The sequence below is a fragment of the Azospirillum griseum genome (assembly GCF_003966125.1).
GTDB classification, from domain to species: Bacteria; Pseudomonadota; Alphaproteobacteria; order Azospirillales; family Azospirillaceae; genus Azospirillum; species Azospirillum griseum.
Genome location: NZ_RXMA01000016.1, coordinates 1 through 21,353 on the forward strand (window position 1 = coordinate 1; position 21,353 = coordinate 21,353).

The 21,353-nt window shown below is 66.5% G+C and carries 20 protein-coding genes and 1 tRNA gene; 14 read left to right on the forward strand and 7 right to left on the reverse strand.

Going from position 1 to position 21,353, the window contains the following annotated elements:
- Positions 1-7: 7 nt before the first annotated feature.
- Both EJ903_RS16230 and EJ903_RS16235 read left to right on the forward strand, forming a co-directional pair.
- A tRNA-Met gene (locus EJ903_RS16230) sits at positions 8-84 on the forward strand.
- 94 nt (positions 85-178) lie between these two features.
- A complete protein-coding gene (locus EJ903_RS16235) occupies positions 179-364 on the forward strand; it encodes a DUF2256 domain-containing protein (protein ID WP_126617322.1) in 186 nt (61 codons plus the stop codon).
- Positions 365-463: 99 nt separating this feature from the next.
- On the opposite strand, the gene EJ903_RS16240 is transcribed toward EJ903_RS16235, so the two are convergent.
- Positions 464-1,999, reverse strand: coding sequence for a B12-binding domain-containing radical SAM protein (locus EJ903_RS16240; RefSeq protein WP_126617324.1), 1,536 nt, complete (start codon positions 1,997-1,999; stop codon positions 464-466).
- A 216-nt stretch (positions 2,000-2,215) separates the two neighbouring features.
- Between EJ903_RS16240 and EJ903_RS16245 the strand changes: the two genes are divergently transcribed.
- A complete protein-coding gene (locus EJ903_RS16245) occupies positions 2,216-3,076 on the forward strand; it encodes a glycosyltransferase family 47 protein (RefSeq protein ID WP_126617326.1) in 861 nt (286 codons plus the stop codon).
- A gap of 55 nt (positions 3,077-3,131) precedes the next feature.
- On the forward strand, positions 3,132-4,226 hold the full coding sequence (locus EJ903_RS16250) for an FkbM family methyltransferase (protein ID WP_126617328.1): 1,095 nt from the start codon (positions 3,132-3,134) through the stop codon (positions 4,224-4,226).
- Between the two features lie 3 nt (positions 4,227-4,229).
- Here the strand turns inward: EJ903_RS16250 and EJ903_RS16255 are convergent, their stop codons facing one another.
- The 4 genes from EJ903_RS16255 to EJ903_RS16270 form a co-directional block, all read right to left on the reverse strand.
- Positions 4,230-6,449, reverse strand: coding sequence for a tetratricopeptide repeat protein (locus EJ903_RS16255; RefSeq protein ID WP_126617330.1), 2,220 nt, complete (start codon positions 6,447-6,449; stop codon positions 4,230-4,232).
- A 34-nt stretch (positions 6,450-6,483) separates the two neighbouring features.
- A complete protein-coding gene (locus tag EJ903_RS16260) occupies positions 6,484-7,131 on the reverse strand; it encodes a protein-methionine-sulfoxide reductase heme-binding subunit MsrQ (protein WP_126617332.1) in 648 nt (215 codons plus the stop codon).
- Between the two features lie 2 nt (positions 7,132-7,133).
- Positions 7,134-8,078, reverse strand: coding sequence for a protein-methionine-sulfoxide reductase catalytic subunit MsrP (gene msrP, locus EJ903_RS16265; protein WP_126617334.1), 945 nt, complete (start codon positions 8,076-8,078; stop codon positions 7,134-7,136).
- 140 nt (positions 8,079-8,218) lie between these two features.
- Complete coding sequence (locus EJ903_RS16270; protein ID WP_158627945.1) at positions 8,219-9,202, reverse strand: LacI family DNA-binding transcriptional regulator; 984 nt, start codon at positions 9,200-9,202, stop codon at positions 8,219-8,221.
- 467 nt (positions 9,203-9,669) lie between these two features.
- On the opposite strand from EJ903_RS16270, the gene EJ903_RS16275 reads away from it, so the two are divergent.
- The 5 genes from EJ903_RS16275 to EJ903_RS16295 are packed head-to-tail and all read left to right on the forward strand — an operon-like array spanning position 9,670 to position 16,330.
- A complete protein-coding gene (locus EJ903_RS16275; RefSeq protein WP_126617338.1) occupies positions 9,670-10,773 on the forward strand; it encodes an ABC transporter substrate-binding protein in 1,104 nt (367 codons plus the stop codon).
- Positions 10,774-10,785: 12 nt separating this feature from the next.
- Positions 10,786-12,924 (forward strand): ABC transporter permease, encoded by a 2,139-nt coding sequence (locus EJ903_RS16280; protein ID WP_126617340.1) that lies wholly within the window; start codon positions 10,786-10,788, stop codon positions 12,922-12,924.
- On the forward strand, positions 12,921-14,036 hold the full coding sequence (locus tag EJ903_RS16285) for an ABC transporter ATP-binding protein (protein WP_126617342.1): 1,116 nt from the start codon (positions 12,921-12,923) through the stop codon (positions 14,034-14,036). The genes EJ903_RS16280 and EJ903_RS16285 overlap by 4 nt, the downstream gene beginning before the upstream one ends.
- 42 nt (positions 14,037-14,078) lie before the next feature.
- Positions 14,079-15,461: an acid phosphatase gene (gene acpA, locus EJ903_RS16290; RefSeq protein WP_126617501.1), complete on the forward strand. Its 1,383-nt coding sequence runs from the start codon at positions 14,079-14,081 to the stop codon at positions 15,459-15,461.
- Positions 15,462-15,520: 59 nt separating this feature from the next.
- Positions 15,521-16,330, forward strand: a complete 810-nt coding sequence (locus tag EJ903_RS16295; RefSeq protein WP_126617344.1) for an inositol monophosphatase family protein — start codon at positions 15,521-15,523, stop codon at positions 16,328-16,330.
- Between the two features lie 166 nt (positions 16,331-16,496).
- Here the strand turns inward: EJ903_RS16295 and EJ903_RS16300 are convergent, their stop codons facing one another.
- Positions 16,497-16,856 carry a type II toxin-antitoxin system PemK/MazF family toxin gene (locus EJ903_RS16300; protein ID WP_126617346.1) on the reverse strand — a complete coding sequence of 120 codons (360 nt, stop codon included), beginning with the start codon at positions 16,854-16,856 and terminating at the stop codon, positions 16,497-16,499.
- Between the two features lies 1 nt (position 16,857).
- Entirely contained in the window at positions 16,858-17,148 is a 291-nt protein-coding gene (locus tag EJ903_RS16305) for a hypothetical protein (protein ID WP_126617348.1), read from the reverse strand.
- A 167-nt stretch (positions 17,149-17,315) separates the two neighbouring features.
- On the opposite strand from EJ903_RS16305, the gene EJ903_RS16310 reads away from it, so the two are divergent.
- From EJ903_RS16310 to EJ903_RS16330, 5 genes are all read left to right on the forward strand, one after another.
- Positions 17,316-18,128 (forward strand): histidine utilization transcriptional repressor HutC, encoded by an 813-nt coding sequence (locus EJ903_RS16310; protein ID WP_246015652.1) that lies wholly within the window; start codon positions 17,316-17,318, stop codon positions 18,126-18,128.
- A 76-nt stretch (positions 18,129-18,204) separates the two neighbouring features.
- Positions 18,205-19,059 (forward strand): transporter substrate-binding domain-containing protein, encoded by an 855-nt coding sequence (locus tag EJ903_RS16315; protein WP_126617352.1) that lies wholly within the window; start codon positions 18,205-18,207, stop codon positions 19,057-19,059.
- Between the two features lie 127 nt (positions 19,060-19,186).
- On the forward strand, positions 19,187-19,834 hold the full coding sequence (locus tag EJ903_RS16320; RefSeq protein ID WP_126617354.1) for an amino acid ABC transporter permease: 648 nt from the start codon (positions 19,187-19,189) through the stop codon (positions 19,832-19,834).
- A 5-nt stretch (positions 19,835-19,839) separates the two neighbouring features.
- Positions 19,840-20,514, forward strand: a complete 675-nt coding sequence (locus EJ903_RS16325) for an amino acid ABC transporter permease (RefSeq protein ID WP_126617356.1) — start codon at positions 19,840-19,842, stop codon at positions 20,512-20,514.
- Positions 20,515-20,582: 68 nt separating this feature from the next.
- Positions 20,583-21,347: an amino acid ABC transporter ATP-binding protein gene (locus EJ903_RS16330; protein ID WP_174237315.1), complete on the forward strand. Its 765-nt coding sequence runs from the start codon at positions 20,583-20,585 to the stop codon at positions 21,345-21,347.
- Positions 21,348-21,353: the final 6 nt, after the last annotated feature.

A 21,353-nucleotide genomic window follows, 5' to 3' on the forward strand; every position in this document is an offset into this window, starting at 1 on the left:
CATCGCCCGCGGGGTGGAGCAGCCCGGTAGCTCGTCAGGCTCATAACCTGAAGGCCGCAGGTTCAAATCCTGCCCCCGCAACCAAATCTACAAAAACCCCTGAAAGCCAAAAGCTTTCAGGGGTTTTTGCTGTGCGTTCTATTATTCTTGATCTTGCGGTCAACCGGTTGGACTCTCGATGACTGACAAGCGCTACACCAAATCCACCTTGCCGGAAAAGTCCTGCCTGGCTTGCGGGCGACCTTTTGCGTGGCGGAAGAAATGGGCGCGCGACTGGGAGAGCGTGAAAACCTGTTCGAACCGTTGCAAAGGGAATTTGCGGCGGTGCGCATCGGGCGGGGATGAGAACAAAGACCGTTTCTGAACGCGGGATCAGAAAATCAAAAGGTGTTCCCGCTTTCATGCGAACGCGTGATTGTTTGAAAGGTGGGCTGCGGGAGTGATCAGGCGGTGCGATCCGCAGTCAACCAACTCCGGATCGCAAAATGGAAGGGGGCAGGGGCTGTCCCATGGAATGCTCATACAGCATGGCGGGACGGGATGGGTTGAAGGCGATGCCCAGCGTCTTGCGGACATCCGATTCAACGCGGTCGCGGAGGGCAACGATGTCGGCGGCGGACAGATGGTCGGTGAAGACGTGGGATTTGTATCCTCCGTCCGGCGCGCCCTTGTAATACTCCGCCGTTTGGGTGAAATCGACGTTGATGCTGTGAAGCCGGTCGCCGGTTTTGGGTTGGGTGTAGGTCCAGACATCCTGATGCTCAGGGTGAGGGAGCGCCTGATCGTAATAGGGGGTCCCGGGATAGGTGGTGATGATGGTGCAGTCGAAATCCTCGACCTCCATGCGGACCAGCCAATCACGCACCGCCAGCACACTGTCTTCGGTTTCTCCCGGATGACCGATGGACATCAGGGCCTTGGTCTTCAGGCCGTGCCGCTTGGCGATCTCCACCGCGCGGGTGTTGTCGTCCAGGGTCGCCCGTTTCTGGATGTTGGTCAGGATGCGCGGGTGCGCCGCCTCAAACCCGCAGAGGAGCCAGCGGAAGCCCGCGCGGCGCATTTCGGCGGCCTGCTCGTCGGTCAGAAGTTCGGCTTTGATGAAACCGCGCAGGCGGAACTCCACCCCCAACCGGTCCTGCAGATGTGACAATTGCCGCATCAGCGCAACCATGCTGCGATTGACGTTGAGTTCGTCGTCGTAGAACATGAAACCGGTGTAGCCGTAGGTCCGGTGCAGGAACGCGACCTCATCGACGATCGACTGGACCGTTCGCGTGCGGATGACCCGCAGGCTGCGGCTGTTGCGCCCACCGCAGAACCCGCAACCGAACGGGCAGCCAAGCTGGGCGATCAGGCTGGTGGCGCGATGGCCTTCGATTGTGTAGCGGTAGCTGTCCAGATCAACCAGATGGCGGGCGGGCAGGGGCGTGCCTTCATAAGTTTCGTCGTCCAGGAAATAGTCGCCGACCATGTCGTCACCGTCGATCAACGCCGGTGCATCGGATTGGATCGCCCGCAGGATCGTCAACTCACCATCGCCGGTGCAGAGGATGTCAAACATCTCTTCCAGCCGACGGACCGATGCGGCGGCCCGTCCGTTCGTCTGACCGGCCTTGCGTTCCAACTTCAGCGCGGAATGGGTCAAGGTGACGTGGGGGCCGCCCAACACCAGGCGAATGTCGGGCCGCTCCGCCCGGACAACGCGCGCGATGACGGCGACGGCGGGAAGCTGCGGGGTGGTCGCCGTGAGGCCAAGCACCTCAACGCCCGCGTTCTCCAGAAAGGCCCGCAAAGCCTCTTCGAAATTGCTGACGCCGGACAGGTCGAGAACGCTCACCGCGTGCCCGCGCTGTTCCAGCACCGCCGCGACCTTGAGAACGCCCAGGCTGACGAAGACCCGTTCGTCCAACAGGAACGCGGAGGGCGGGATCACCAATCCGACCGAGCGGCGGGGCGTTCCCTGGCTGATCGCGGTCGCGCGCTGAAGAAAACGGGGCATGGCGTTGTGTGTCTCGTCCAGAGGCGCAATGGATCGGCGCGCGGGCCGATCCACGCTAACGCCGAACCGTCAACCGAGCCTTAATGGCGGTGGAATCGTCCGCCCCATCCGTATGATCCTGTGATCGGGATGTGTTGATGGGGCCGGGTGCAAATGCTACGACGGGCGCGTGCGCGCTGCGGCGACCACACGACCCAATCAAGGCCGGGTGCGACCATGGACATCGGTTTGTTCCGTTACAACACCCCACCCGCCTTTTGCAGCCACGCGCTGGACCACAGCGAGGAGTATTATCGGCGGGCGGGGACCAGCCGGGTGCACGCGCACGACCGTCTGGACCTGGACCGCGTGCGCGCCGGGGATTTGGTGTTCATCAAGACCGACGCGCTTCCGGTCTTTTGCCAGATCCTGCCCAAGCTGAAGGTGCCAATCGGCCTGGTCACGGGCGTGAGCGACATTTGCCCGCTTGACCACGCGTTCCTGCTCGAGGACGAGCGCATCGTTTCCTGGTCCGGGCCGTTCCTGCCGCAATGGTCGGAGAAAATTCTGCAATACCCTTCGGGTTTTGCCGAGAAGGAACGGGATTGCGGCGACCAGCAGGCGATTGTGGATGCGGTTGGTGGCCTGCCTTGGGCGGAGCGGCCGATCGACATTCTGGTCACGCCGATGTCGGCCACCTCACCCGAGCGGCGCGACATCGTCGTGGAGGGTGCCCATGTGCTGCGCGAACGGCTGCCGTACCGCGACTACATCCAGCTTTTGGGCCAGGCGAAGTTCGTGATCTGCCCGCGCGGCAACGCCCCGGATTCGATCCGCCTGTGGGAATCGCTGGCGGTGGGGGCGGTCCCGATCACACGCACCGGCATTCTGGATCCCATCTACCGCCGGTTCGGCGCGATCATCATCCAGGAGTGGGAGCAGGCCGCCGAAGCCGCCCGGACGGTGGCGACCGGAGAGCCGCTGCGCGCCTACGCCTTGCGCTGTTTTGCCGAACGCAGCGGGCTGTTCTTCACCAGCCATTGGCGGCAACAGACCTGGGAGCACCACGCGCGCCTGATGGCGCTGCGCACTCACTGATCCAAAGAACCCTTTGCTCCGGAATTTCTGACATGGCGGAACGGGACAGCGAACGATGACGATGGTGCCGCCTGAAGCTTTGCTGCAAAAGCGCTTCCTGCCTTCCGGGACGCTCCTGCTCGCCGCCGGAACGGAGGTGGAGGGGTGGATCGCTGGCTTTGCCGCTGAGCGGATCATCCAGACCGCGCCGCCCGCCGCTGCGCTCGACCGCTGGGCGGACGAGCGGGGCGTGCGCCACATCGATTGGCTGGTGCTGCACCGTGCCGGTGGCGCGCTGGCGATGCTGGAGGGGGCCGACCGGTTGCTCCGCCTGCGCCGGATCGATTTCATCCAGTTCGACCAGGACGAGGCCGCTGCGGATCTTGAGCGGGTTTACGCCCTGTTGCAGGCGCGCGGCTACAGCCTGTTCCGTTTCGCAAACCGAAATCTGGAGTTCCGCCGCACCGCGCCGACCGATGGGGCACCGGCCACCCATCTGGCGGTCGCCCCCCGCCACTGGAAACGGCTGTTTGCCCGCGACCAGAGCATGTTCCAGTACGCCGACCTGTTTGCCCGCCATGGCGTGGTCCCGCGCGGGATTGTCCATGTCGGAGCCAACGAGGGGCAGGAGTATGACGGTTATGTCGAGGCGGGGTGCCGCCGTGTCGTCTTCATCGAGGCCGATCCCGACACCTTCGTCGGGCTGCGCGACCGCTTTGCCGACAACCCCGACGTCCTGTGCATCAACCGCGCGGTGTCGGACCGCGCCGGGCACGCCCGTTTCGCCCGGATGAGCGGTGGCATGTCGAGTTCGCTTCTCCCCCCCCGCGAGCATCTGACCCTGTACCCGCACATCACCGTCAGCGGGACCATCGAGGTGGAGACCGACACGCTGCCGGCCATTCTGGCGGCGCATGGGGTGGAGGCCGACGCGTTCAACATCCTGGCGATGGACACCCAGGGGGCGGAGCGGATGATCCTTGCCGGTTGCGGCCCGTTGCTGTCGGGTTTTGACGCCGTGGTGACGGAGGCGAATTACGCCGAACTGTATGAGGGATGCGGCCGTCTGGCCGATCTGGACGATCTGCTGTTTCCGCACGGCTTCGAACGGGTCGAGGAAATCAGCCCGCACCACCACAGTTGGGGCGATGCCTTTTACGTGCGCCGCTGAGGTTCACTCCCACAGCACCGGGCCAGCCCAGGGATCGAAGGGGACCAATTGCCCGCTTTGGCGGTCGGGACGGACGGTGAGGCGCGCCCGGGCGTTGAACATCGCGGCGGTGATGGAAAAGGAGCTGTTCGACGCCGCCATCACGTCCGCCTGCGACAGGATCCAGTGATCGGCGAAGAACTCCGCCCCCGGCAGCGGCGTTGCCAGATCGGTGGCCTGGAGCGGCGCGTAGCGCGCGAAGCGGTTGACGAGCGCCGGTGCGTCGGTGGCCACATAGAGCACCGGCTGGTCGAGCGTCGGCCAGATTCGCGCCAACCAATCGAGATACCAGCGTTCCGGCGCGATCCAGAACCGCCCGCCGCCGAAATCGCCCCGGCGCAGATGGATGGCCACAACGGTGCGCCCACGGGCGCGGAGCGCGGCCAGCGCGGCGTCGGCGTGCGCGGCGACCGCGCCGACCGGTTGGAACCACCCCTGAATCCGCGCGCGAAAGGGGGCGAACGGCGTGGTGTCACCGCAGAAATACCCGACGATGTCGTGCCCGGCGCTGCGATCGGCTTCCCGGTCCGCCAGCACGGCGGCAAAAGCGCCGTCGTCCTCGTGCAAGGTGGGCAGCGGGGTTCCGGGGAGCGGATCGTCGAAGCCATAGAGCGCGCGCCCGATCCAGTCCGGGGTTTCCAACTCCAGCCCGACGTGCTCGGTGTACAGCCGCAAAAACGCGTATTGCAGCGCCTGATTGCCAAACCGCCCGGCGTTGCCGATCTGGCTGGCCATCACACGCGGGCGTCCCGACGGGGCGCGGGGCGGGGGCGGTGGGGCAACCGGTCGCAGCAACAGCAAGGCGCGCTGGGTGAAGGCGGTCCCAAGGCCCGGCGCGGCGGCGATTGCCCGGTCATAAGCGACCAGCGCCCGCGCGGTTTCGCCCATGGCCGTCAGGGCCATCGCCTCTCCCAACGATCCGCGCGGGTGTTGGGGAACCAGGCGCAACGCCCGCCGGGCGCAGGTCAAGGCGACCGTCACATCCCCCGCCAGATGCTGCGCCCGGCTGAGCGAGGCCCATCCCTCCTCGTCCGTTGGCTGGGTGGCGAGGGCGCGGTGCAAAACCGCGATGGCCGGTTGCGCCAGGCCCAACATTGCCCGAACCCGTCCCAGTTGGGCCAGCGCGAGCGGTTCGCCGGGCGCAAGGCGCAAGGCGCGCAGAAGCGGCGGTTCGGCGGCGGTCGCCGCTCCGGTTTCGGTCAGGGCCGCGCCCAGATTGAGCAGCGCGCTGGCGGACCCTGGTTCCAGAGCAACGCCCATCCGGGCGGTCGCGCTGGCGGCCCTGGGATCCTCCGCAACGAGTTGGGCCGCCCCCAGATTCACACGCGCAGCGAGGTCCGTCGGCGCACAAGCCACCGCGCGCCGCCCGGTCAGCACCGATGGGGCACGGTCGCCGACGCAGCGCAGAATCAGACACAGGTTGCTCCACCCGGCGGCGTGTGCAGGTTCGAGCGCCAGAAAGCGGCGGTGCGCGGCAAGCACGGAACGCGGTGCGGCACCACTGCGGTGCAGCATCACCGCCGCCGCCCAGCACAGGGCGGAGTCGGTCGGCGTGATCAGGGCGGCGGTGCGATAGGCCGCTGCGGCACCGGCGAGGTCGCCAATCGCCTCCAGGATGGCGGCGCGTTCCACCTGCACCCGATCCAGCGTCGGATCCAGCCGGCCGGTGCGGGTCAGGGCGTGGGCCGCGTCCGGCAAACGTCCGCACCGTTTCAAGGCAATGGCGTGATCGAAGGATGCCGCCAGATCGTTGGGGGCCAGCGCCAACGCGCGCCGGTAGAGGCGGGTCGCTTCGTCGAAACGGCCCTCGTCGAACGATTGCTCCGCCCGCAGGCGGGCGATCATCATCAGGCGCGCCTCGGCGTCGGCCTGTCCAGGCTGGCGGAACAGGGCGTTGGCGTAGCCACGCAACGCCTGCTCGTGCCGCTCCAGCGCGTCCGCGATCTTCCCATGATTCAGATGATAGGCGGCGGGGGCGGGGTTGATGGCGATCGCGGTTTCGATCCGCATCAACCCTTCCGTCATCCGACCGGTTTGCGCCATCAGCAGGCCAAGCAGGTGCAAGGCGTCGGCTTGTCTGGGGACCGCGTCCAGCACGCGCCGGTAGAGCGTCTCGGCGTCGGCCAACCGACCTTGCGTATGAAGATCGAGAGCGGTCGAAAGGGCCTCGGAAACGGATGCCAAGATGCGTTGGTCTCTCGGGAGGAGGGATCACATGTTACCCATCTTGGGGCTTGGGGGCCAGCGTCCGAACGGTGCGGGGGTTGGGCAGGCGCAGCGGCCAGCGGCGGAGCGCCAGCAGACCGGCACACAGCGCGCCGTAGACCAGCGGCGCGGTTTGCCAGCCCTTCACCAGCATCAGGAAATGCAGGCATCCGCCCAGCCCGGCGAGGAACACGCCCCGGTGCAGCGCCCGCCAGCGCTTGCCGCCCAGCCGCTTGACCATGCCATCGGTGGAGGTGGCGGCCAGCGCGGTCAGGATGACGAAGGCCCCCATGCCGATGGTGATGTAGGGGCGTTTCAGGATCTCCGTGCCGATGGCGTGCCAGTCGAAAAACTGGTCCAGCCCGACATAGGTCAACAGGTGGACGCTGGCGTAGAAAAAGGCGAACAGCCCCAGCATCCGGCGGAAGCGGGCCAGCGCCGCCACCCCGGTGAACACCCGCAGCGGTGTCAGGGCCAGCGCGATCAGCAGAAAGCGCAAGGCCCACAGGCCGCTTTGCTTGACGCTTTCCAGGATCGGTTCGGCCCCCAGCTCGCCGGTCCAGGCCAGCCAGACGGTCCAGACCAGCGGGACCAGCGCCAGGGCGAAGACCACGGGCTTGGCCCAGCGGGACAGCAGCAGGGCGTTCAACGTCGCGCGCATGGTCAGTAATTCACCCGCAGATCCATGCCGGTGTAGAGGGACGCCACCTCGTCGCCATAGCCGTTGAAGGGCAGCGTCTTGCGGCGGGAGAAATCGCCGACGCGGCGTTCGGTCGCCTGGCTCCAGCGCGGGTGATCGACCTCCGGGTTGACGTTGGAGTAAAAGCCATACTCGCGCGGCTGGGAGCGGTTCCAGGCGGTCGGCGGCTGGGTCTTCGTCAGGGTGATCTTGACCACCGACTTGATGGATTTGAAGCCGTATTTCCACGGCACCACCAGCCGGATCGGCGCGCCGTTCTGGTTGGGCAGAATCTCGCCATACATGCCGACCGCCATCAGGGCCAGCGGGTGCATCGCCTCGTCCAGCCGCAGCCCCTCGGTGTAGGGCCATTCCAGCACCCAGGATTTTTGCCCGTACATCCGTTCGGGATCCATCAGGGTCTGGAAGGCGACGAACTTGGCGTTGCCGGTTGGCTCCACCCGCTTCAGCAGCTCGGCCAGCGGGAAGCCGATCCAGGGGATCACCATCGACCAGCCTTCGACACAGCGCAGGCGGTAGATGCGTTCCTCCATCGAGACTTTCAGCAGATCGTCGATGCCGATGGTCAGCGGCTTGGCAACCTCGCCGTCGATGGTGATTTCCCATGGCCGGGTGCGCAGCGCCTTGGCCCCGTCGGCGGGATCGGCCTTCCCGGTGCCGAATTCGTAGAAATTGTTGTAGGTCGTCGCCGATTTGATCGGCGTCACCGTGTCCAGCGCGGCGTCGGCGGGTTTGCGGGTGGTGGGAACCTGGAAGGTGGCGGCGCGCGCGTCCAGGGGGAAGGCGGTGCCGCCCAACGCCAGCGCCGCCGCCCCGCCACCGATCAAGGCGCGGCGGGAGAGATACAGCCCGTGCGGCGTGACCTCGTCCTCGCGGGCTTGCGACGCGGTGGGGAATTTGAACAGCATTGGCGTGATCTCCCAAAAGCGAACGGCTGAGGCTGACCGATCGTGACCGGGCGGCGCGTTGTTTTTCACCCCATAACCATAGGGCGGGGCGTGCGTGGCGGCAAATCACAGCCGGACACATTTCCGTGAGGATCGGGGGGTCAACAGGCGGTGCGTCGGATCACCAGCTCCGGCACGACCAGATCGACGGTGCGGCGTGGCGGCGCGCCGTCGCACACCTCGGCGATCATCGCCATCAGCCGGGCGATCTGGGCGTCGAGGTTGGGCCGCAGCGTGCTGAGGGCGAAGGCGGGCCAGGCGGCCATCGGGATATCGTCGAAACCCAGGATCGCGACATCCTCGGGGACCCGCAGGCGGAAGGCGCTGGCGGCCTGGAGCGCGCCCAGCGCGAACATATCGTTGAAGCAGAACAGCGCGTCGGGCCGTTCCAACCGGGCGAACAGGCGGGTGGCGGCGTTGTAACCGCCCTCGAAGCTGTTGTCCTCGGACAATTCCTCCAGCAAGGGCAGCCCGGCGGCCCCCAGCGCGGCGGCCAGACCGGCGCGCCGCCGCTGGTTTGAATCGGTGCTCGACGTTTTGGTGACGTAGGCGATGCGCGTGCGCCCGCTGCGGATCAGGAACTGCCCGCCCAGCAGCCCGCCCAGATGGCTGTCGCAGGCGACCCCGCCCAACCCGGCCAATTGGCGGCCGAACTGGAACACCGGGGTGTCGAGCGCGCGCAATTGGCCGACCACCCGGTCGGACACCGTGCCGCCGACCACGACGATGGCGTCCACCTGATAGTCCAGCGCGTGCATGGTGGATTCGGTCACGTCCTGGCGCGGGGTTTCCGGGATGACCAACGCGCGCTTGTCCGCCTCCGCAATCGCCAGCAGCAGCTTTTTCAGCACGATGTCGACGTGCGGGTTGTCCATTTCGGCCACCAGAAGGGCCACCAAGCCGGTGCTGCGCCCGGTCAGGGAACGGGCGATGGCGTTGGGGCGATAGCCCAGCTCCTCCGCCGCCGTTTCGATCCGTTTGCGGGTGTCGTCGGACACCTGCCCGTCGCCAAAGCAACGCGACACCGCCGACCGCGACACTCCGGCCCGGTCGGCCACATGCTGGGCGGTCACACGCGATTTCACCGGTTCCACCGTTCTGGTTGAAACGCGCCACGCGGGCGCTCCTGCTCCGCGACTCTCGCCCGGAAGAGGGCTGTTCCGCAAGCCCGCTCTTGCCCGAACAGCGGTGGAGCGTGCGTTTTTATGCACGCGCGTGCATAATCCATACGTTCCATAATCGAGCGCTTTTGGTGTGCGGTGCAGCGAAGACGGCTGGAGAATGGGCAAGGAAACTGCCCTAAAATTGGCGTTTTCCCAGTGATTTCAGCGATAGAATAATTTTTCCATGATGGGCGCGCTGGGGATTGACTCTGATGGGGCGCTCGAATAGCTTGTCTAACGAATGAACGCGCGTGCAGGGCTGCCCTCACCCGTTTCATCCGATGGCGCAAACCCGATCGGCCAACAGAGCCGGGAGCTTCGGCGCGGCGTTTCAGGCGCCTGTCCGTCCGCACACACGCCTGCCTAAAAAATCATTTGGGAGGACCATCATGCACCGCCACACCCACCGCCCCGACAACCAACCGCCGCGTCATCGGGGCCTGTTCCGTTTGGCTCCGTCCCGTCTGGTCCTGTTGGCGTCGAGCGCGCTGGCCACCGTGGCCGCCGCCGTCGGCGTTACCCCGTCCACGGCGTCGGCCGCCGAAGTGGTGATCTATTGCTCGGTCAACGAGGATTGGTGCCGCGAGGCCGTGACCAGTTTTGAACGCCAGACCGGCATCAAGACGCTGATGACCCGGAAAAGCTCCGGCGAGGTCTATGCCCAGCTCCGCGCGGAAAAGACCAACCCGAAGGCCGACGTCTGGTTCGGCGGGTCGGGCGATCCGCATTTGCAGGCCGCCGAGGAAGGGCTGACCGAGGTCTACAAATCCAACAAGCTGGAGGAGTTGTATGGCTGGGCGGTGAAGCAGGCCGAGGTGTCGCAATACCGCACGGTCGGCGTCTACATGGGTGCCCTGGGCTTTGGCTACAACAAGGATCTGCTGGCCAAGCGCAAGCTGACGCCGCCCGCCTGCTGGTCCGATCTGATCGGGGCCGGTTTCCGCGACGAGGTGCAGGTCGCCGATCCCAATTCCTCGGGCACGTCCTACACCATGCTGGCGACGATGGTGCAGTTGATGGGCGAGGACGCGGCGTTCGACTACCTGAAAAAGCTGCACAAGAACGTCAACCAATACACCAAATCCGGGGCCGCCCCGGCCAAGTCGGTGGCGCAGGGCGAAACCATGCTCGGCATCACCTTCCAGCATGATTTGCTGACCGAGGTCATCGCCGGTGCCCCGGTGTCCATCGTCGCCCCCTGCGAAGGGACCGGCTACGAAATCGGATCGATGAGCATCATCAAGGGCGCGCGCAACATGGAAACGGCCAAGGCCTTCTATGAATGGGCGCTGACGCCGGAAGCGCAAGCGCTGTCGGCCAAGGTGAAGAATTATCAGATTCCCAGCAACGCCGGTGCGGCGATCCCGGCCGAAGCGCCGCGCATCGACAAGATGAAGCTGATTTCCTACGACTTTGCGCGCTACGGCTCCACCGCCGAACGCACCCGCCTGCTCGGCAAGTGGGACCGCGAGGTCAAGGCCCTGGCGAAATAGGCGGGCCGGATCATGCAACGACGTCTCGGTTTCTGGGTGGCGATGGGGTGGGCGGCGCTGCTGCTGTTGCCCTGGCATTTCGCCACCCGCTCCATCGCGGGCGATGCGGCGCTGGTGCAGGGCGTGACGGGCGGGGCGGCGTGGCTGCTGCCGCTGGTCCTGCCGCTGCTGGCCGCCCTGGCCGCCACCCTGTCCCCCGATCCGCAGGGCCGCCCGCGCGCGGGTTGGCTGATCGCGGCGGGGGCGGGCGGGTTGGGCTGGCTCATCCTGCAAAGCCTGCTGGTCGCCCAACCGGGTTTGGGGCTGGGGGCCGCACTCTACGCCGTCACCGCGCTGGTGCTGTGCGCCCATGGCCTGGCCCTGCGCGGCTGGTGCAAGGGCGATGTCTTCATCGTCTCGGCCATCGGGCTGGTGCTGGGGTCGATCCTGGTCTTCGTCGGCTATCCGGTGATCCGCATCCTGTTGTCGGCGGTGCAGGACAACAACGGCAACCTGATGATCGCCGGGCTGTTCGGCAAGCTGACCGATTCGAGCATCTGGGGCCTGGGCTGCGTCACCGGGTCGGGCAGCGTCTGCGGCGTGGCCTGGAACACGCTGGCGCTGGCGACCGTCGTCGGGTTGCTGACCACGGCGACCGGCTTGGCCTTTGCGCTGATCGCCGTGCGCACCGGTTTCCGCTTCAAAACGGCGCTGCGGCTGGTGTCGATCCTGCCGGTCATCACCCCGCCCTTTGTCATCGGTCTGGCCATCATCCTGCTGTTCGGGCGGGCGGGGGTCGTCACCGACCTGATGTCCACCCTGTTCGACATTCCCCGGTCGCGCTGGATTTACGGCATGCCGGGCGTGGCGCTGGCGCAGGTGCTGGCCTTCACCCCCATCGCCTTCCTGGTGCTGGTCGGCGTGCTGCAAGGCGTCAGCCCGACGTTGGAGGAGGCCAGCCAGACCCTGCGCGCCACCCCGTGGGTGACGTTCCGCACGGTGACGCTGCCGCTGATCCGCCCCGGTCTGGCCAACGCCTTCCTGATCTCCTTCATCGAAAGCCTGGCCGATTTCGGCAACCCGCTGGTGCTGGGCGGCAATTTCGATGTGCTCTCCACCAAGATTTTCTTCGCCGTGGTCGGGGCCGCGCAGGACCAGGGCCGGGCGGCGGTGCTGGCGATCATCCTGTTGAGCTTCACCCTGTCGGCCTTTCTGGCGCAACGGTTGTGGCTGGGCCGCCGGTCCTACACCACCGTGTCGGGCAAGGGTGACGCCGGTCTGGCCAGCCCGCTGCCGTCGGGCGTGCGCTGGGCGGCCACCGCCGTGGCGGCGCTGTGGACGGTGGTGACGGTGCTGGTCTATGGGACCATCCTGGTCGGTGGTTTCGTGAAAAGCCTGGGGCGCGACAACACGCCGACGCTGATCCACTACCAGACCGCCTTTGGGGTGGAGCATGGAGCGAACGGCTGGTGGTTCAGCGGTTCGGCCTGGGATTCGCTGTTCACAACGCTGGGCGTCTCGCTGGTCGCCATGCCGCTGACCGCCGCGCTGGGGCTGCTGACCGCCTATCTGCTGGTGCGCCAGAGCTTCATCGGACGCGGGGCGTTCGAGTTCATCACGATGCTGAGCTTTGCCATTCCCGGCACGGTGATCGGCGTCAGCTACATCCTCGCCTTCAACACCCCGCCGATCGAGCTGACCGGGACCGGCCTGATCCTGATCATCGCCTTTGTCTTCCGCAACATGCCGGTCGGCATCCGGGCCGGCATCGCCACCCTGAGCCAGATCGACAAGAGCCTGGACGAAGCGTCGCTGACGCTGGGGGCGCGGTCCTTCACCACGCTGCGCCGGGTGATCCTGCCGCTGCTGCGCCCGGCCATCGTCACCGCCATGGTCTATGCCTTCGTCCGCGCCATCACCAGCGTCAGCGCCGTCATCTTCCTGGTCACGGCGAAATACAACCTCGCCACCGCCTACATCGTCGGGCGGGCGGAGGTCGGCGAATATGGGCTGGCCATCGCCTATTCCTCGGTCCTGATCGCCATCATGGTGCTGGCGCTGCTGATGATCCAACTGCTGGTCGGCGAACGCCGGCTGGGCCGTCGCGCCCCAACGCCGTCCGCCGACTCCTCCGCTTCGGCGGATTCCCCAGTTTCAAAGGTCAACGCATGACCCACCATCCGACCGCCGTTCCGTCGGGAACGCCCGCCTCCGCCATCCGCCGCCCGGCGGTGGAGTTCCGCGCCGTCACCAAGCGCTATGGCTCCTTCACCGCCGTCACCGACGTCAGCTTTGCCATCGAAACCGGCACGCTGGTGACTCTGCTCGGCCCGTCGGGCTGCGGCAAGACCACCACCCTGCGCATGATCGCCGGGCTGGAGCAGACCTCCACCGGCCAGATCCTGATCGGTGGGGAGGATGTCACCACCCGATCCGCCGCCGAACGCGACGTCAGCATGGTGTTCCAGAGCTACGCCCTGTTCCCTCACATGTCGATCCTCGACAACGTCGCCTATGGGCTGGTGGTCGGCGGCATGGCGAAGAAACAGGCCGAGGAGGCCGCGCGCGCCAAGCTGGAGCTGGTCGGGCTGGCCGGATTGGAAAAACGGCTGCCCAGCGAATTGTCGGGCGGCCAGCAGCAGCGCGTGGCGGTGGCCCGCGCCATCGTGCTGGAACCGCGCGTGCTGCTGTTCGACGAGCCGCTGTCCAACCTGGACGCCAAGATGCGCCGCCGGGTGCGCGAGGACATCCGCCAGCTTCAGCAGAGCCTGAAACTGACCGTGGTCTACGTCACCCACGACCAGGAAGAGGCGCTGGCCGTGTCCGACCGCATCATCGTCATGGCGGGTGGCAAAATCGCCCAGGACGGCGCGCCGCGCGATCTGTACGAACGCCCGGCCAGCCGCTTCATCGCCGATTTCATCGGCGACGCCAACATCGTGCCCGCCGCGCTGGCCGGGCGGGACGGGGCGTTGGGGCGGATCGCCGTCGGGGCGGCGTCGCTGACCTTGCCGCACCGTGACCTGGCCGATGGGCCGGTGGAGCTGGCGGTGCGGCCGCACGCCATCCGGCTGGCCGAACCGGGTGAAGCGGGTGGGGTGCCGGGGCGCATCCTCTACGCCGCCTATCTGGGCGACCACATGGAGTATGAGGTGGCGGTGTCGCTGGCGGGCCGGGACGTCACCCTGTTCGCCCGCTCCGCCGATGTGGACCACCCGCGCGCGATTGGCGACGCGGTGTCGGTCGGCTTTGCCCCGCAGGGCGTCACCGTCATTCCCGGCTGATCCGCCACCGGTTTCCGTCTTTCAACAAGGAGTCCCGCCGTGATGGGTGCGAGACATCTGCTGACCGCCGCCGCGTTGGCGGCGGGCCTGACCCTGGCTGTCGCCGCGCCGCTGGCGCGGGCGCACGCCGCCGAGGCCGATCCCAAGCTGTCGGTGATCGACACCATCGTCGTCATCTATCTGGAAAACCGCAGCTTCGACACGCTCTATGGCCTGTTTCCGGGGGCCGAGGGGTTGGAGGCGGCGCAGAAGGCGCAGGCCGGGACGGTTCAGGTGGACCGCGACGGCACGCCCTTCGCCACCCTGCCGCCGCCGCTGGACGGCAAGAAGAAGCCGGACGCCCGGCTGGCCCACGTCACCGCCAACGGGCCGTTCCGCCTGGATCCGGCGGTTGGGCTGAACGACCGGGTGGCCAGCCCGATCCACGCCTTTTTCACCCACCAGCGCCAGATCAACGGCGGGCGCAACGACCGCTTTGTCAGCGAAGGAACCACCGGCGGTCTGCCGATGGGCTATTTCGACGGATCGCAGATGGCGATGTGGGAGGTGGCCAAGCGCTACACCCTGGCCGACCATTTCTTCCAGTCGGCCTTTGGCGGCTCCTTCCTCAATCACATGTGGTTGGTCTGCGCCTGCACCCCGCCGTTCCCCAACGCGCCGGACGCCCTGCGCGAGGTGGCGGGAACCGGCAAGGACGCCAAGGGCGGTGAGCCGACCGTCACCGCCGATGGCTACGCCGTCAACACCATCCAGGGCGCGTGGCTGTACGACACCAGCCTGGAGCAAACGCTGCTGCCGGTGCAGACGCTGCCGACCATCGGCGACCGGTTGACCGACAAGGGCGTGAACTGGGTCTATTACGCCGGGGATTTCGACAAGGCGGTCGCCGGGATGCCGACGAAGCAAAGCCCGGACGGCTTTTCCTTTCACCATCACCCCTTCACCTATTTCAAGCGCTTCGTCGACAGCGCCGACGAGCGGGCGCGCCACCTGAAAGACCTCGCTGATTTTGAAACGGCGATCCTCGACGGTGCTCTGCCGCCGGTGTCCTTCTACAAGCCGACCGGCAAATACAACCAGCACCCCGGCAAGGCGTCGGTGGCCGACGGCGACCGTCACGTCGCCGACCTGATCGCCATGCTGGAAAAAAGCCCGCAGTGGAAAAACATGGTGGTGATCGTCACCTCCGACGAAAACGGCGGATTCTGGGACCATGTGCCGCCGCCCAAGGGCGACCGCTGGGGGCCGGGGTCGCGGATTCCCGCCCTGATCGTCTCGCCCTTCGCCCGCAAGGGGCATGTCGATCACACCCCGTATGAAACCGTGTCGATCCTGCGCCTGATCGAGCAGCGCCACGGCCTGGACCCGCTGGGCAGCCGCGACGCCGCCGCCACCAGTTTGGCCAACGCGCTGGCCTTGCCGTAATCCCTTTTCCTGAAGCAGCGGGCCGCCATGATCGCGCGGCCCGCCGGAGCCTGCACGCCATGACCGTTGACTCAAACAGAACCGATTTCGCCAGCATCGATTTTGATGGCCGCCGCCGTCTTGCCATTGATCTGGCCGTGGAGGCGGGGCGCCTTGCCCGCAACATGCGCCAGGGGCTGGGGGCAATTGAAAGCAAGAGCAGCATCGATTTTTGCACCGCCGCCGATCTGGCCGTGGAAAACCTGGTGCGCCAGCGCATCGCCGACGCCTTCGGCGACCCGGTGATCGGCGAGGAGGCCGGGGGCGATCCCGCCGATCTGGTGTGGGTGGTCGATCCCATCGACGGAACCACCAACTACATCCACGGAACCACCAATTGGTGCGTCTCGCTGGCGCTGGTCCATCGTGGGGAGATCGAATTGGGGGTGATCTACGCCCCCGACCTCGACCAACTGTTCGTCGCCCGCCGGGGGGAAGGGGCGACGATGAACGGGCGGCCCCTGCGCACCAGCGGCCTGCGCCATGGCGGTGGGGCCGTGGTGGAGATGGGTTGGTCGGCCCGCCGCCCGCTGGCGCTCAGCCTCGACCTCATCAGTGCGATGATCGCCAACACCATCGAGTTCCGCCGCTGCGGCTCGGGCGCGATGGGGCTGGCGAACGTCGCGCTGGGCATCAGCGACGGCTACATCGAACTTCACATCAACGCCTGGGACGCGCTGGCCGGGCTGCTGCTGGTGCGCGAGGCGGGTGGCTGGGTGAATGATTTCCTGGCGAACGATGGTCTGCGCCAGGGCAACACCGTGGTCGCCTGCACCGCCGAACTGACCGACCGCCTGCTGGCGCTGGAGGCGCTGCGCACCGTCCGCTGACGGCGCTTGGTCCGCTGCCTGCCGGTGTGTCGGGTTCGTCTCCCGGTTCCTCTCCCGGATCCTCCAGCGTGCGCGATGGGCACCTGGTCCTTGTCCCCCCGTTGCCGGTTCCGCGTGACCCGGTGGCGGGGGGCCTTTTTGGGTGTGTGTCCGTCCGCTGGCGGGATCAGAGCATCAGGCGGACGCGGCGGATGGCCTCCGCCACCAGATCGGCGGCGGCGCGGTCCTCGCACTCGATGCGCCGGGCCTGATAGTCGAGCGTGCGGATTTCCGACAGGATCACCACACCGTTGACGCGCCCGGCCTGGATCGGCAATTCAAAGCCGCTGAGCTTGCCCATTTTCGACGTGATGGGCGACACAATCACCAAGCCGGTTCCCAGATTGTAGGCGTCCTGTGACAGGACCAACCCGTAATGCGGGCCGACCTGTTCATGTCCAACCGATGGGGTCCAGTTCAAATGAACGACATCCCCGCGCGCGGGCACATAGCCCGCACCGGTGAAGTCATCGCCACGACGGGGCATGTCACAGCCTCTCCTTGCCGACGGGCGTGTCGGCCATGAAGCCGGTCGTCAAACGGCTGATCTTGTCGCGGTCATAGTCGCGCAAAAGATCGTCCAGGCTTTGTGGCCGGTCGGCGCGGGCATCGTCCAGAATCTTGGCGAGATCCGACGCCAGAATCAGAACAAATTCCTGCTCCCGCCGGGTGATCGTGACGGCCCCCTTGCTGGCCACCATGTCCAAAATCTGCCCGCCCGCCTTGTTCATGTCGGTCGCGCGGTAAGAGGCCGAGACGGCGATGGGGGTGTTTGGCATGGGGCGCTCCACAGGATGGATGTGCAAAGATTATGGATTTTATGGATTTTCCGCAAGTGGCGCGCGCGAACAACGGTGTGTGTCCGTCCTGTGATTTCCCGATTGACCGGCCAATTATGTACATACATTATCGTCGCCATCGCTGAACGATCAGGCGGAGGGCGGTGGTGCAAGGCGCGGCGCGGCAAAGCCTGAACGGTGGTGCGGAACGCGGTCCTGCCGGTGTTTCCGTCGCCCTGGACGGCTCCAGCCTGGATGGCAAGGGGCCGCTGTTCGGCCAGATCAAACGGGCGGTCGCCGGGCAAATCCTGCGCGGGCGCTGGCAGGCCGGGGAACGGCTGCCGAACGAGGAACAGCTGTCGTCCCTCTATGGTGTGTCGCGGCAGACCGTGCACAAGGCCATCGCGCTGTTGGCGCGGGAAGGCTTTCTGGTGCGCCGCCGCCGGGCCGGGACCTTTGTCGCCAGCGTGCGGCACGACCGTTTCGCCCTGCCCATCGAGGACATCGGCGACGTCATCACCCGCAACGGCGGGGTCTATGAATTCCGCATCCTGGACCGCAAAACCCTGCGCAACGGCGAGGGGCTGCGCTGGCCCGACGTGCCGGACGGCACGCCGCTCTTGTCGCTGGACTGCCTGCATCTGGGCGACGGCGCACCGATCCAGTACGAACGCCGTCTGGTCAATCTGGACGCCGTGCCGGAGGTGGTGGACGAGCCGTTCGACAGCGTCGCCCCCAGCCGCTGGCTGGTCGATCAGGTGCCATGGTCGTCGGCCGAACACACGGTCAAGGCGGTGAACGCCACCGCCGACCTCGCCGCCCTGCTGGGGGTGGAGCCGGGGACGGCCTGCCTGTCGATCCGCCGCCAGACCGTGCATCTGAACCGCTGCATCACGCTGGTGCATTTCCTGTCCGTCGGCGACCGTTTCAGCCTCAGCGGGTCGTCGATCACCGACAGCGCGACGGAGCTTAATTTGTAAACACAAAAGACCGGCGCACCGTCGTTCAGCGCCGGTCGATCACACAGGGGGTTCAACGATTATGGAGTCTGTTGCGATGCACGTCACGACGAAGACCACCGGCCGTTTCGGCCACACCCTGCGCGCCGCCCTGCTGGGCGCGGCGGTGCTGGCGCTGGGCGGGGTTGCCACCGCCCAGGCCGACACCCTGGCCGACATCAAGAAGGCGGGCGTCATCAACGTCGCCACCGAAATGCAGTTCCCGCCCTTCGATTTCCTGGAAAACAACGAATACAAGGGCGTTGACCGCGACCTGATCGACGAGGTGGCGAAGGAACTGGGCGTCAAGCCGAAATACATCGATCTGCCCTGGACCAGCGTCCTGCCCGGCCTGGAGGCCAAGAAGTTCGATCTGGTCATCGCGCCCGTGACCATCACGAAGGAGCGGATGAAGCGCTACTCCTTCACCGTGCCGATTTCCGAAGCGACGGCGGCGATGATGAAGCGCACCGGCGACAATTCCATCAACAAGCCGGAAGACATCGCGGGCAAGAACGTCGGCGGCGGCAAGGGCACCTCGCAGTTGGCCCAGGTCAAGGAATTCGCCCAGGGCCTGACCCCCGCCCCGACCATCAAGGAGTATGTCGACAGCAACCAGTCCTACGCCGATCTCGCCGCCGGTCGCGTCGATGTGTCGGTCAACTCGCTGCCCAACCTTGCCTTTGCCGCCGCGCAGCGCAAGGAGACCTTCACCGTCGTTCTGCCGCCGTTCGGCAAGCCGTCCTTCTTCTCGTGGGTCGGCCGTCCGGGCGAGGATGACAAGAGCCTGGTGGAGGCGGTGAACGCCGCCCTGGTCAAGATCCAGAAGGATGGCCGCATGGCCAGCATCCAGAAGAAGTGGTTTGGCGTCTCCGCCGAACTGCCGACCGTGGTTCCCGAACCCCTGTTCTGATCGGGGCCTTCTGAGCCGTGGGGCGCGTCCCCGGTCCCCGGTGGGGCCGGGGGCGCGGCCCGGTTGAGACGCGCGGTGGGATGCGCCGTGGTCTGAGCGTGCTCCTGATTTTACCGTGGATGTGCCGATGAAGTTCAGCGTCATCGTCGATGCGCTTCCCCATCTGCTGGGGGCGGCTGTGACGACCATTTGGATCTCGCTGCTGGGCGTCATGCTGGGGCAGGTGATCGGCGTGCTCGTCTGTGTGGCGCGGCAATCGGGCCGTCGTGCCCTGGATGTGGCGGGCGGGGTCTATGTCAGCTTCTTTCGCGGCGTGCCGCTGCTGATCCAACTGCTGTTGATCTATTACATGCTTCCCCTGATCGGCATCGACGTGCCGCCGCTGGTCGCCGCCATTGGCGCGCTCAGCCTGGCCTCGGGGGCCTATGTGTCGGAGATCTATCGCGGGTCGCTGAACGCGGTTCCGCACGGCCAATCCGAAGCGGCGCTGGCGCTGGGCTTTTCCGCCCCGACGATCTGGAAACGGATCCTGCTGCCGCAAGCCTTCCGCATTTCGGTTCCGGCCCTGGTCAACGAGCTGATCCTGTTGCTGAAAGCCTCCTCGCTGATTTCGGTGGTCGGGGTGGCGGAGCTGACGCGGACCAGCCAAACCATTTCGGCCAGCAATTTCCGCCCGCTGGAAATCTATCTGGCGGCGGGCGTCATCTATCTGGCGATCAACAGCGCGTTGGCCCTGTTCGGGGCGCTGGTTGAACGCCGTCTTGCGCAGGGGTGAGGGGCATGGACACCAACCTGCTCGTTCAATACGGCCCGGCGCTGCTGCGCGGCTTTGGCGTGACCATCCTGTGCTGGGCGGCGGGCTGCGCCATCGGCATGGCGCTGGGCTTCGTCATCATGCTGCTGCGGCAGATCGAGGTGAAGCCGCTGCGCTGGCTGCTGCGCGCCTACATCGAGGTGATCCGGGGCACGCCCTTTCTCATCCAACTGTTCCTGCTCTACAGCGGCGGTCCGGCCATCGGCCTCCGGCTGGAGGCGACGACCGCCGGGATTCTGGGGCTGGGCATCTATGGCAGCGCCTATTTCGCCGAGATCTTCCGCGCCGGGTTCCAGGCGGTTCCGAAAGGGCAGGTGGAGGCCGCGCACAGCCTGGGCATGCCCTATGGTGGCATCCTGCGCCGGGTGATCCTGCCCGCCATGCTGGTGTCCACCGTTCCGGCCCTGGTCAACATGATGGCGATCCTGACCAAGGAAACCGTCGTGCTGTCGATCATCACCGTGCCGGAACTGATGTACGAAATGCAGACGATGGCGGCGGAAACCTTCGCCAGCTTTGAAACCATCCTGGGGATGGCGCTGTTCTATTGGCTGCTGGTCGAGGCGGTGTCCCGCCTGGGCCGCCGCGTGGAGGCGCGCGTCACCCGGTTCCTGTCCCACCCGTCGAACGCGAGGGCCTGAGCATGGCCATCACCGAATCCCCTGCCGCCGCCGTGAAGACCCCGGCACCCGCCGCCGAACCGACACCGATGGTGACGATCCGGGGCGTCAGCAAGGCCTATGGCCCCAACGTCGTGCTGCGCGACATCGATCTGACGGTGAACAAGTCGGAGGTGGTGTGCCTGATCGGCCCCAGCGGTTCGGGCAAGAGCACGCTGCTGCGCTGCATCAACTTCCTGGAGGTCTATGATCGCGGCGAGATCCGCATCGAAGGCCAACTGGTCGGTTACAGCGACACCACGCCGCGCCGCCGCCTGTCCAACGCCGAACTGCGCGGCCTGCGCCGCAACGTCGGCATGGTGTTCCAGCAGTTCAATCTGTGGCCCCACATGACCGCCCTGGAGAATGTGGCGGAGGCGCTGGTCCAGGTGCGCGGGATGGACAAGGGTGCTGCGGCTGACCGGGCGCGCCAGATGCTGGCCCGCGTCGGGCTGGCCGACAAGGCCGACAGCTACCCGTCGCGCCTGTCGGGCGGCCAGCAGCAGCGCGTGGCCATCGCCCGCGTCATCGCCATGGAACCGCATCTGATGCTGTTCGACGAGCCGACGTCGGCCCTGGACCCCGAACTGGTGGGCGAGGTGTTGCAGGTGATGCGCGATCTGGCGGCGGACGGCATGACCATGGTGGTGGTGACGCACGAGATGGGCTTTGCCGCCAACGTCGCCGACCGCGTGGCCTTCCTCGACCGTGGCCGCATCGCCGCCTTCGGCCCGCCGCGCGAGGTGTTCCACGAAAGCCCGGACCCGCGCCTGACCCAGTTCCTGCAAACCTACCACGAACGCAACAGCTTCTGACCAGCG